Origin of the sequence: Daeguia caeni (assembly GCF_042653845.1) — a bacterium.
Taxonomy (GTDB): Bacteria; Pseudomonadota; Alphaproteobacteria; order Rhizobiales; family Rhizobiaceae; genus Brucella; species Brucella caeni.
In genome coordinates this window covers 19,014-31,330 of the sequence record NZ_JBHSEL010000001.1, presented here as the reverse complement: position 1 = coordinate 31,330, position 12,317 = coordinate 19,014, and the positions used below count along the sequence as shown (strand labels likewise).

Sequence of the window (12,317 nt, the reverse complement as noted above, 5' to 3'; positions counted from 1 at the left end):
TCGGTGGCATCCTGCGCAAGCCTGGAAGGCGCAGAGTAAGGCGGGCATTCTCATGGATGCCCATTCACTTTCAGAGAAGCACTGAAGCTTTGACAAGCTCAGCCTTCCTGCCGGGATCGGATGGACAACCTATTGCAAGCTCGCATTTTGCACATCAAGGCTCATGCAGATCACCTGCATGAGCCTTGATGAAGTGACCCTTGCGTTTTACTGCTTTCAAGCGGCCGCAGTGCTTTCAGCCGCAATCACATTGACGATGTCGTTGACGACCTTCTCGATCAGGGCGCGATCATCACCTTCTGCCATGACGCGGATCAGCGGCTCGGTGCCGGATGGGCGGATGACCAGGCGGCCCTGAACGCCGAGACGGGCGCGTGCCTCGTCAATGGCATGCTGGACACGCTTGTTTTCAAGCGGCTTGCCGCCGCCCGTGCGCACATTCTTCAGAAGCTGCGGCACGGGTTCAAACTTGTGACAGACCTCGCTCAGCGGCTTGTTGACCTGCTGCACCACGGACAGGATCTGCAGGGCGGAAATGAGGCCGTCGCCGGTTGTTGCGAAGTCGGACAGGACGATATGGCCAGACTGTTCGCCGCCAACATTGAAGCCATTCTGGCGCATATGTTCGACGACATAGCGGTCGCCAACCTTGGTGCGTTCCAGCTTCAGGTTATGGTCTGCCAGGAAACGCTCAAGGCCGAGATTGGACATGATGGTGGCAACAATGCCACCCCCTTCCAGACGGTTGGCGTTGGCCCAGCTCTCGGCAATGACGGCCATGAGCTGGTCGCCATCAATGACCGTGCCGGTTTCATCCACGAGCAGCACACGGTCGGCGTCGCCATCCAGCGCAATGCCGACATCGGCGCGCACTTCATGCACCTTTTTCATCAGCCCGATCGGATGGGTCGAGCCGCAATCCTCGTTGATGTTGACGCCATTGGGCTCGACATTGATCGGAATGACTTCCGCGCCCAGTTCCCAAAGGGCGGCAGGGGCGACCTTGTAGCCGGCGCCATTGGCGCAATCGACCACAATGCGCAGGCCGCTCAGTGAAATATTGCGTGGCAGGGTGCGCTTGGCAAATTCGATATAGCGGTAAATGTCACCGTCAACGCGCTGGGCGCGTCCGACATTGCCGTGGCTTGCCAGACAGGAGCTGAGATCGGAATCAATCAGTTCCTCGATCTGGAGCTCGATCTCATCGGAGAGCTTGAAGCCATCGGGGCCAAACAGCTTGATGCCATTGTCGTAATAAGGATTGTGCGAGGCAGAGATCATCACGCCGATATCGGCGCGCAGCGACCGGCACAGCATGGCAACTGCAGGGGTCGGGATCGGGCCGAGCAGGAAAACATTCATGCCCGCTGCCGTGAAACCAGCCACCAGCGCATTTTCAAGCATATAGCCGGAACGGCGCGTATCCTTGCCGATCACGACGCGGGAGGCATGTCCCTGATTGCGGAAAATATGCCCGACTGCAATGCCGACCTTCATGGCGACATCCGGTGTCATGGGAAATTTGTTTGCCTGCCCACGAATGCCATCGGTTCCGAAATATTTTCGCATCGTATTTTCGCCTTGCCTTGAGCTCCATGTGCTCTCGCATAATTGAAACCGGAAGGCAATCGGACTGGCCTGATCACTTCAAATTCTAATTATGCGAACACCGTGCCTATCGAGATTTTTACCGTAAAATGCCTTGCTATTGCAATTTCAACGTCAACTGTATTCCAGCAATTCGTTTCTACACGGCTAACAGGCGATTACTTTATTCCGGGCCGGATGACCAGAGTAATGTTTTGATGGATGATTTATCGTTAAGCCTAACAATTGCTGATTGAAGTAAAGAAAACCGGGCACGGAGCCCGGTTTCTTGTATAGAGTATCTGCTTTATTAGCCTGTTATTGTGGCTGCGGGTTGGGCTCCATGCCCGGTTCGTTTCCGGGTTCGCTGCCCTTGTTGTTCAGGGGGCGGCCAGCCTTCGGCACGCCAGAGCCTCGCGAGGGGGTATCGTTGCCCTGTTCGCGGGATGGCTTCTTGCCGGCCAGCAGTTCCTTTATTTCCTCACCACTCAGCGTTTCATATTCGAGCAGACCTTCGGCCAGCGTGACCCAGTCATCCTTCTTTTCGGCCAGGATGCGGGTTGCCTCGGCATAGGCTTCATCGATCAGGCGACGCACTTCGGCATCGATGATCTGTGCCGTTTCTTCCGAAATATTCTGGGTGCGCGAAACCGAATGACCAAGGAAGACTTCTTCCTGATTGTCACCATAGGCAACGCGACCGAGCTTGTCGGAATAGCCCCACTGGGTCACCATGGCACGGGCAAGCTTGGTTGCCTGCTGAATATCGGAAGCGGCACCAGACGTGACGTTTTCCTTGCCGAATTTCAGTTCTTCCGCCACGCGGCCACCCATCATGATGGCAAGACGCGACACCATCCATGTATAGGTTGCCGAATAGCGGTCACCTTCCGGAAGCTGCATGACCATGCCAAGCGCACGGCCGCGCGGAATGATGGTCGCCTTGTGTACCGGGTCAGCCTTGGGCACATTGAGCGCGACAATGGCGTGGCCGGCTTCATGATAGGCGGTATTGGCCTTTTCTTCCGGTGTCATGGCGGTGCGGCGTTCCGCGCCCATCATGATCTTGTCCTTGGCATCCTCGAATTCCTGCATGGTGACGAGACGCTTGTCGCGCCGCGCAGCCATGAGGGCTGCCTCGTTGACCAGATTGGCAAGATCAGCACCGGAGAAGCCCGGCGTGCCGCGAGCGACCACCTTCAGATCAACATTGGGTGCCAGCGGCACATTGCGCACATGTACCTTGAGGATTTGTTCACGGCCAACAATATCCGGGTTCGGCACGACGACCTGACGGTCGAAACGGCCCGGACGCAGCAGGGCCGGGTCAAGAACATCCGGGCGGTTGGTTGCCGCAATCAGGATGATCGATTCATTGGCTTCAAAGCCGTCCATCTCGACCAGGAGCTGGTTGAGCGTCTGTTCGCGTTCGTCATTGCCGCCGCCAAGGCCTGCACCGCGATGACGGCCGACCGCATCGATTTCGTCGATGAAGATGATGCAGGGCGCATTCTTCTTGGCCTGTTCGAACATGTCGCGGACACGGCTTGCGCCGACACCGACGAACATTTCGACGAAGTCCGAACCGGAAATGGTAAAGAACGGCACATTGGCTTCACCGGCAACCGAGCGCGCCAAGAGGGTCTTACCCGTTCCGGGAGGGCCGACGAGCAGGACGCCGCGCGGAATCTTGCCGCCCAGACGCTGGAACTTCTGTGGATCGCGCAGGAATTCGACGATTTCTTCCAGATCCTGCTTGGCTTCATCAACGCCGGCGACGTCCTGGAAGGTGACACGGCCATGCGCTTCGGTAAGAAGCTTGGCCTTGGACTTGCCAAAGCCCATCGCGCCGCGCGAGCCGCCCTGCATCTGGCGCATGAAGAAAATCCACACGCCAAGGATCAGGATCATCGGCAACCACGACAGGAGAATGCCAATCAGCGAACTGGAACCATCGCTTTCCGGACGGGCGGTGATGTTGACATTCTTGGATTCGAGGCGTGAAACCAGTGACGGATCGCCCGGCGAATAGGTCTGGAACGTGGTTCCGTTGTCGTTCAGCGTGCCTGTGATGCGGTCACCGGTTATCGTAACCGACTTCACACGCCCATTGGATACATCATCAATGAACTGAGAATACGAGATTTCACGGGAGCTGCCACGCTGGCCAGGACTCTGAAACAGGTTAAACAGCGCGATCAAAAGTAGGGCAATGATCGCCCAAAGGGCGAAGTTGCGATAATTCGGATTCATAACGGGTCCAATCGATGCCTCGATCCAGCCGTCAGAGACGGCATGGTGTTTCCGTCTAACATAGGATTGATGAATGGCCTTGCCAAGGCGGGAGACGCTCAAGATGCGCGATTCTTCGCATTCTGGTTTATGAAATTTCGCCTATTTGTGTTCCAGACGTAGCCTGACTGCCTCTGCCAGCCCACTGTCATGACCGGACAGGACATGATCAAACAGGGCATAGTGGTTGCTGATCCTGATATGGGAAGGCGATTCCTCCCTTTCCAGTAACGGAAAGGCGCATGGCGCTCCATCATGATAAATGACAGGTGCTACGCAAAGCGCCCGCCGTAGGGCCGCATCTGCCGCAATGCCCTTTCGTTCCAGAAAGGCTGCAAGGCTGCAAGAATCAGCCGGCGCGATCGTGACGGTCGCTGTCCCTTCATTATGCAGGCGATAGCGGCCATCCCAGATGATGGTTGCATGAGGGGCAAGCTCGTCCATCGGCAGATTGCGCTGCTCACGCCGGAAAATATGGGTTTTGTTCTTGCCTGCGCGCGTAATCAGCGCGCCGCCCTGTGTCATGCGCGCGACGGTATTGGCTGTCGTCAGGAAATGCGCGATGCGGCTGCGCTCGGCTTCGCCGGGCATGAAGCGGCGTCCGCCCGCAAGGGCGGTGACAAGGCCGGCAAAAAGGCTCTGGACGCTTTCCGGCAGGCTGGCAAAAATCGCAGCATCGACATGGAGCTGATGGGCCGCATCGCGCCAGAGGCTTGCCGGATCGGCAAGGGCTGCGGTCAGGCGGTCATTGTCGCGCTTCCGCGCGGCCGTGGCGGCGGCAATTTCGGCCAGAATGCGCTCTTCCTGTTCCTTGTCGGCGTTCAGGCGAATGCGCGGCCGTTCATAGGCAATATTCACATTGCTGGGATCATCAACCCATGGAATGTCTCTTGCCCTCAGATAGACGCGCAGGGCCTCGCGCGTGATGCCCAGAAACGGCCGCAGCAACTGGACCGTGCCTTCCAGCGTGACATTGTCTGCCATGGCGGCAAGACCGCGCGAAGCAGCGCCCTGGCTGCGTGCCTTGCGCATCAGATAGGTTTCGATCTGGTCGTTCCGGGTGTGGCCAGTCAGGATGCAGGCGGCATGTGCCTCACGAGCGGCCTTGAGCAACAGGCGATAGCGCGCTTCGCGTGCGGCGGCAGCAATCCCGTGGGCGGGCTTGGGGTCTGTCCAGCTCAGGATCTGGTGCTCGATGCCAAAGCGCTGGCACAGACGGCCAACATTTTCCGCTTCTGCGGTTGATTCCGGGCGAAGCCGGTGATCGACCGTGACGGCAAGAAGTCTTGGCGGATTGTCCAGTCCGGTCAGATAATCGTGCAGGAGAAAGAGCAGAGCGAGAGAATCACTGCCTCCGGAAACGGCAGCGATGAGCGCGCCGGTGTTTTCAAGCGCATGAGGCGCGAAGATCAGGGAGGGTTGGAGATGCGTCAGGTCGCCTGCGTTCAGCATTTGATCCGGGCGCGCTCTTCTGCCACGCGCTTGAGAACGGCTGGAGCTGCCTTGGGATAGCGCTGCGGAATCTGCTCGAAGGTGGCGCAGGCAACATCACGATTGTCCATTTTTTCCAGCGTCAGGCCGAGCTTGAACATGTTTTCGGGCGCGCGTTTGGAGTCAGGGTAGTCGCGCTGCGTATCGACAAAGATCGTTGCGGCTTCCGGATAGCGTCCCTGGGCAAACAGCGATTCGCCAAGCCAGAAACGGGCTTCGGCGGTCTGCGGATCGGCCGGATAGCGCTTGATGTGCTCACGAAAACCAGTCTCGGCGGCCTTGTAATCGCCCGCCATCAGGTACTTGTAGGCTGCCTGATAAAGCGTGTTCGGATTGTCGGGCATGGGTAGGGCGGCGACCTGTTCGCCACCGGAAGCGCCCCCGGCAGGGGCAAGCTCGGTGGCAGGGCGCGGCGTGGCGGTGATGCTGTCGCCAATCACATTGCCATGCTGGTCAAAACGGATCGAACCGAGGGTCTGTGGCGGCTCACCCAGCACATGCCCGCTGTTTGCCGGGGCAGCTCCATCCGGGCCGGGGCTGGCCTGTGCCAGTGTGCCGCCATTATCCGCCGGTGCGGCTGCGAGATCACCTGCAGGCGTATCAATTGCGGCCGGGACATCGGCTGCCGGTGCGCTGGCAAGCCCCGAATCGCCTGCTGCAGGCATGGCATCGCCTGCATCGCTGCGCTTGCCGGTTTCAAGCGCTTCGAAGCGGCGCTCATTTTCTTCCAGCATTTTCTGCATCTGATCCTGGAATTCGAGGATCTGGAAGTTCATGGCCTCAACACGTGCGCCCAGAATATTGGCAATCGCAGCCGGATTGGTCAGGCCTTGCGTGCAGGGATCCGGTGCTGCGGCGGTGGCATTTGCCGGGGCTGGCTGCGGCGCAGGAGAGGCAATGCCGGCTGCCTTTTCGAGTTCCTTGAAACGGAAATCGATGTCATCCTGCGCATTCTGCAACTGCCGTTCGGTATCGGTGATCTGCATTTCCACATCCTCGACCTTGCCGGTCAGGTTGCGGATCAGTTCCGCCATGGCAGCGGCACCCTGATTGACATAATCGCCATGATTGCCGGATGTGGCCGTGTTGTCGCGGATGATCTCATCCAGAAGGGCGGTCGAGCCGATGCTGACAGTGCGTGTACCGCCTCCCACGCCCTTCCTGGCTTCCAGCGCCTTGAAGCGGGTTTCATTGCTGCGCTGCGCCTGCACCAGCCTGTCACGCAATTGCAGGATCCTGCCATAGGATTGCGCATTCTGCTGGATGAGACTGCACAGCTGTTGCGTTCCGTCGCTGGCCTGCGCCAGATAGATGGTTGCACCATTCAGGCGCCTTGCCTTGTTTGCGGCGTCATTGTCCAGCTGCACAGCGCCAATCAGATTGCCCGCTGCGGCCAGAACCGGGGTCGTTGCCAAAAGCGGCAGCATGGCGAGCGCCAGTGTCACTTTTCTCATCGGTTTCCTCATTCCCACTATCCTGTCCTGTTCGCACAGGCAGGATGATCGAGCACCGCTCATCTGCGGCCAATTGCCAGCGTGATTACGCGGCCCGTCAAGCTTTTAGAGGAATCGTAAAAAAAGCAAAGATGCTTGTGCGACGATTGCCGAAAAGCCTTGTGCCGGGCATGGATCAAATATTGTCCATAAGGGGCCCTGCGAAATCGGCCAAAGTGTGTCAAACCGGGCAGCCCATGGACTGCCATCAATAAAAAAGCGGCCCGAAGACCGCTTTTTTCAGGATTGTGCCGAAACGGCCAATCAGTTGCCGTTGAGAACGGTAACGGCGCGGCGGTTCTGCGACCAGCAGGAGTCGGCGTCGCAGACGGCGACCGGGCGTTCGTTGCCGTAGGAGACAGTGCGCATGCGGCTGGTTGGAACACCGCGCGAGGCAAGGAAGTCGCGGGTTGCAGCGGCACGGCGCTGACCCAGGGCGAGGTTGTATTCGCGGGTGCCGCGTTCGTCGGCATGGCCTTCGATGGTGATCTTGTACTGCGGATAACGCAGCAGCCACTGTGCCTGCTTGGTCAGGGTCTGCTGTGCGTCCGGACGGATCAGCGAGGAGTCGAGGTCGAAGAAGATGCGGTCACCGACATTGACGGTGAAGTCCTGCGGCGAGCCAGGTGTTGCTGCGCCAGCTCCGCCAAGGCCAAGATCACCAGCGTTGTTCGGGAGGTTCTTTTTCGAGGCACAGCCGGCAACGGCGAGCGACATGAAAAGTGCAATAGCGATCGGGCTACGTGCAATCGACTGGATGCGGCGCATGGGCCGAAGCTCCTTAAGATGAATGTTCCTGTTTGATGGCCCAATAATCATATTGAGGTTAAAACAGGCTCAATAAGTATGGTTAATGTTTTCTTGCAGTCTGGGGGCAAGCGCCCGCAGCAATCTGCATAGCCAATGGCGGCAAATTGCGGCAGAAACACGGCTGCACAGGCTGAAATGCGGCAAGATCGCGGAATTGTTGCATGATTCATCATGCCGATTCCCGGTGCCAGGAAGGTTCCGGCCGCAGACCTGCCTCATACTCCGATTCAACCAGGCATGATGCAGGGCGCAAGCGAAAGCGGCAGCCTGCCTGCCCGTGGGGCTGAAGATGATGTGTCTGGAGCTATGGAAAACGAGCGGTTAACAAACAGGGTTAACAGCTGCTTAACCATTGCGGCCTATGTTCATGTCAGACAGCTCTGCCTGCTGCTTCGGCAGGCGGTTCCATCATGTGTTGTAACGCGCATTTTCAAGGTGCGCTTTGACCGGACAGACGAATGCGCGCTTTTGCAAGACCATCCTGCATCACACTGGCACTCTCGCTTTTGGCGCTGGGCGTGCCGTCGCATGCGGCTGACATTGATGAAGCGGTACCGGAAGTCACCATCAGCGCGCCCGTAACCAATGGCTGGTATGTGCGTGGCGATCTTGGCTATGGCTGGTCGTCCGTGCGTACGGATGATGTCGGCATTGCCGGCGAAAAGGGCGGCTCCTTCCTGCTTGGCGGCGGCATTGGCTATCAGGCAACCGACTGGCTGCGTGCGGATGTGACGGTTGATTATCTGACGCGCGCCAATTTTGAGGCGCGCATGGGCGACGGCATCGAAACAAGGCTGTCGGCCGTTTCGGTTCTGGCCAATGCCTATGTCGACCTCGGTAATCTTGCCGGTTTTACCCCTTATGCCGGGGCAGGTCTTGGTGCCACCCATATGGACTGGTCGGTCACGGGCGATACGGGTGCACTGTCGGTCGATGGCGCGAAAAACTGGCGCTTTACCTATGCGGTCATGGCCGGTGTTTCGATGGACCTCTCGGATAATCTCAAGCTTGATGCCGGTTATCGCTTCCGCCGCATCAATGGTGGTGTGGTCCATGACGATGTTGCAGGGGCTAGCAGCATCACGGATCGCGGCCTGAACGTGCATGATCTGCGCATCGGCCTGCGCTATGCCTTTCATTGATCGTCCGGTCTGAAAGGGCTGGGTCCCTCTGACATATTGTGCTTCACAGTTGCGGTGCCCGCTTTCCCCGGTCTAAAGCCGTGAGTGGATGCGTTCTGGTGCCAGCGGATAGGCTTCGATCGGCATGTCCTGATCGTTGCCATGACGGAGCAGGCCATTCATTATCTCGCCAATGGCATGATCATAATAATGATCAAGGATCAGCGTGTCGTCATGCGCTGACTTTTTGATTGTAATATAGATTGCAATAATGTTCAGGCAGCTCAGAAAGCCTGTCAATGCCACAAATATAAATATCATAAGCTATCCAATTCATTTTATTGGCAAATTATACCAATCATGTTTCAGTTATAATCCCAATGGTTTGGGACATCATCTTTGTGGCATTGCACGGGGAGTCCGGATGTGCGTTTGCATTGCACCGAATGGTGAAACGCAGCCGGGAAGGCCGAAGTTCTATTGTGGAAAACTGCGCTTTGCGATATTCCAGTCAGTGGGCCACGTCTCCCCAACGAGACGCGCGCTATCTGAGAGGATAGATACATCATGACGACGATTGCAAAGCCGACGGTTCGTCCGGCTAATCCCAATTTTTCATCTGGTCCCTGTGCAAAACGCCCCGGCTGGTCGCTTGATGCGCTTGCCGATGCGCCGCTTGGCCGTTCGCACCGCGCGAAGATCGGCAAGAACAAGCTGAAGGAAGCCATCGACCTCACCCGTGAGGTGCTGCAGGTGCCCGCCGATTATCGTATCGGCATTGTGCCGGCCTCGGATACGGGGGCGGTTGAAATGGCACTGTGGTCGATGCTCGGCGCGCGCGGCGTCGATATGGTCGCTTGGGAAAGTTTTGGCTCAGGCTGGATTACCGATGTGACCAAGCAGCTCAAGCTGGACGATGTGCGCACATTCGTTGCGCCCTATGGCGAGATCGTCGATTTCGCGCAGGTCGATTTCGATCGCGACGTGGTCTTTACCTGGAATGGCACGACCTCGGGTGTGCGCGTGCCGAATGGGGACTTTATTCCGGCCGACCGCAAGGGGCTGACCTTCTGCGATGCAACGTCGGCTGCCTTTGCGCAGCGGCTTGATTTTGCCAAGCTCGATGTCGTTACCTTCTCCTGGCAGAAAGTTCTGGGCGGGGAAGGTGCGCATGGCATGCTCATCTTGAGTCCACGCGCGGTCGAGCGCCTTGAAAGCTACAAGCCTTCATGGCCATTGCCGAAAATCTTCCGCCTGACATCCGGCGGTAAGCTGATTGAAGGCATTTTTGTTGGCGAAACCATCAATACGCCGTCGATGCTGTGCGTCGAGGACTATATTGACGCGCTGAAATGGGCAAAATCGATCGGTGGCCTTGAAGGTCTGGTTGGTCGTGCTGATCGCAATTTTGCGGTGCTTGATGCCTATGTTCAGAAGACGCCATGGATTTCCAATCTGGCCAAAGTGCCGGAAACGCGTTCGAACACGTCTGTGTGCCTGACCATTTCCGATCCGGAACTGGCCGCACTTCCAGCCGAAAAACAGGCGGCATTTGCCAAGGCGATTGTCAGCAGGCTCGACAAGGAAGGGGTTGCCTATGACATCGGCTCCTATCGCGATGCGCCGGCGGGCCTGCGTATCTGGACGGGGGCTACGGTCGAGACTTCCGATCTGGAAGCACTGACCCACTGGCTTGACTGGGCTTTTGCTACCGAGAAGGCAGCCCTTGCGGCCTGAGCATGAATGCACATGCGGTGACCGGCTTGACCGGTCACCAGACTCCGATCGATCAAGAGCATGTCTGCCAAATTCGCTAGCCACTTTGGGGCGTGCTCCGGGTCTGTTTCAAAGCAATGCCGGGGGGAGAGACCGGATTTCGCTTGCCCGCTGGATTGCGACAGTTGAAGGAGGCCATCATGGCACCTCGCGTACTCGTATCCGACAAGTTGTCGCCGACTGCCATACAGATTTTCAGGGATCGCGGCATTGAGGTCGATTATCTGCCTGATGTTGGCAAGGACAAGGAAAAGCTGCTTGAAATCATCGGGCAGTATGATGGTCTGGCGGTCCGTTCAGCCACCAAGGTCACGGAAAAGCTGATCAAGGCGGCAAAGAATCTCAAGGTCATTGGCCGCGCCGGCATTGGCGTGGACAATATAGATATTCATGCCGCCTCGCGCCGCGGCATCATTGTCATGAATACGCCCTTCGGCAATTCGATCACCACGGCCGAACATGCCATTGCGCTGATGTTTGCCGTGGCGCGGCAATTGCCGGAGGCGGATCAGTCGACCCGCGCGGGCAAGTGGGAAAAGAACCGTTTCATGGGTGTCGAGATCACCGGCAAGGTGCTTGGCATCATTGGCTGCGGCAATATTGGTGCGGTGGTGGCAAGCCGTGCCGTCGGGCTCAAGATGCATGTGCTGGCCTTTGATCCGTTCCTGTCTGAAGCACGGGCACAGGAACTGGGCGTACGGAAAGTGGAGCTGGATGAGCTGCTGGCAAAGGCCGATTTCATCACGCTGCATACGCCGCTGACCGACAAGACGCGCGGCATTCTGAACGCTGAGACGCTGGCACGAACCAAGCCCGGTGTGCGCATCATCAATTGCGCACGTGGCGAGCTGATTGTGGAGAAGGACCTCGTCGAGGCACTCAAAAGCGGCCATGTCGCAGGTGCTGGTATTGATGTCTATGAAAAGGAGCCGGCAACCGACAGCGCCCTGTTTGACCTGCCCAATGTGGTGTGCACGCCGCATCTTGGCGCCTCCACGACGGAAGCGCAGGAAAATGTCGCCCGCCAGGTGGCCGAACAGATGTCGGAATATCTGACCAAGGGTGCGGTGTCGAATGCCATCAACATGCCGCCGATCACGGCAGAGGAAGCGCCAAGGCTCAGGCCGTTCATCAAGCTTGCCGAAGTGCTGGGCGCCTTTGTCGGGCAGGTGACGGATGAGCCCATTCAGGAAGTGGAAATCCTGTTTGATGGCTCGACGGCTGCCATGAATACACGCGCCTTGATGAGTGCTGCCTTGGCGGGGTTGATCCGCCCGCAGGTGGCCGATGTCAATATGGTCTCTGCTCCCATCATGGTGAAGGAGCGTGGCATTATCGTCTCCGAGGTCAAGCGCGACAAGTCAGGCATTTTTGACGGCTATATCAAGCTGACGGTGCGCACGTCGCTGCGTGAACGCACCATTGCCGGCACCTGTTTCTCGGATGGCCGTCCGCGCTTCATCCAGATCAAGGGCATCAATCTTGATGCGGAAGTCGGCCCGAACATGCTCTATGTCACCAATGTCGACGTTCCGGGCATGATTGGCTTGCTTGGCACGATTTGCGGCAAGCATCAGGTCAATATCGCCAATTTCGCGCTGGGACGTAACCGACCGGGTGGCGATGCCATTGCCATGCTTTATATAGACGGGCCGATCCCGCAGGCAGCCATTGACGAACTGGTCGCACAGGAGTCAATCAAGGATGCCCGGCCACTCGAGTTCAATGTCGGAGATGCGTGACGATC

The 12,317-nt window shown here is 57.8% G+C and carries 9 protein-coding genes; 3 read left to right on the top strand and 6 right to left on the bottom strand.

Translation table 11 applies throughout. The annotated features are described in order from the left end of the window. Window positions 1-216: 216 nt before the first annotated feature. The 5 genes from glmM to pal form a co-directional block, all read right to left on the bottom strand. Window positions 217-1,569 carry a phosphoglucosamine mutase gene (gene glmM / locus ACFO1V_RS00145; RefSeq protein WP_374829953.1) on the bottom strand — a complete coding sequence of 451 codons (1,353 nt, stop codon included), beginning with the start codon at window positions 1,567-1,569 and terminating at the stop codon, window positions 217-219. 336 nt (window positions 1,570-1,905) lie between these two features. Then, entirely contained in the window at window positions 1,906-3,840 is a 1,935-nt protein-coding gene (gene ftsH / locus ACFO1V_RS00140; RefSeq protein WP_374830007.1) for an ATP-dependent zinc metalloprotease FtsH, read from the bottom strand. A 141-nt stretch (window positions 3,841-3,981) separates the two neighbouring features. Further along, window positions 3,982-5,331 (bottom strand): tRNA lysidine(34) synthetase TilS, encoded by a 1,350-nt coding sequence (gene tilS / locus ACFO1V_RS00135; RefSeq protein WP_374829955.1) that lies wholly within the window; start codon window positions 5,329-5,331, stop codon window positions 3,982-3,984. After that, the gene (ybgF, locus tag ACFO1V_RS00130; protein ID WP_374829957.1) at window positions 5,325-6,836 is read right to left on the bottom strand and encodes a tol-pal system protein YbgF; all 1,512 of its coding nucleotides are present in this window, start codon (window positions 6,834-6,836) and stop codon (window positions 5,325-5,327) included. Before ybgF ends, tilS begins: the two co-directional genes overlap by 7 nt. A 291-nt stretch (window positions 6,837-7,127) precedes the next feature. Further along, complete coding sequence (pal, locus tag ACFO1V_RS00125; RefSeq protein ID WP_374829959.1) at window positions 7,128-7,631, bottom strand: peptidoglycan-associated lipoprotein Pal; 504 nt, start codon at window positions 7,629-7,631, stop codon at window positions 7,128-7,130. A gap of 500 nt (window positions 7,632-8,131) precedes the next feature. Here pal and ACFO1V_RS00120 point away from each other — a divergent pair, with 500 nt between their 5' ends. Continuing rightward, a complete protein-coding gene (locus ACFO1V_RS00120) occupies window positions 8,132-8,815 on the top strand; it encodes an outer membrane protein (protein ID WP_374829961.1) in 684 nt (227 codons plus the stop codon). Window positions 8,816-8,887: 72 nt separating this feature from the next. Here the strand turns inward: ACFO1V_RS00120 and ACFO1V_RS00115 are convergent, their stop codons facing one another. Then, on the bottom strand, window positions 8,888-9,115 hold the full coding sequence (locus tag ACFO1V_RS00115; protein WP_374829963.1) for a hypothetical protein: 228 nt from the start codon (window positions 9,113-9,115) through the stop codon (window positions 8,888-8,890). A gap of 246 nt (window positions 9,116-9,361) precedes the next feature. On the opposite strand from ACFO1V_RS00115, the gene ACFO1V_RS00110 reads away from it, so the two are divergent. Next, window positions 9,362-10,531, top strand: a complete 1,170-nt coding sequence (locus tag ACFO1V_RS00110) for a phosphoserine transaminase (RefSeq protein WP_374829965.1) — start codon at window positions 9,362-9,364, stop codon at window positions 10,529-10,531. A 179-nt stretch (window positions 10,532-10,710) separates the two neighbouring features. Next, window positions 10,711-12,312: a phosphoglycerate dehydrogenase gene (gene serA, locus ACFO1V_RS00105; RefSeq protein ID WP_374829967.1), complete on the top strand. Its 1,602-nt coding sequence runs from the start codon at window positions 10,711-10,713 to the stop codon at window positions 12,310-12,312. Window positions 12,313-12,317: the final 5 nt, after the last annotated feature.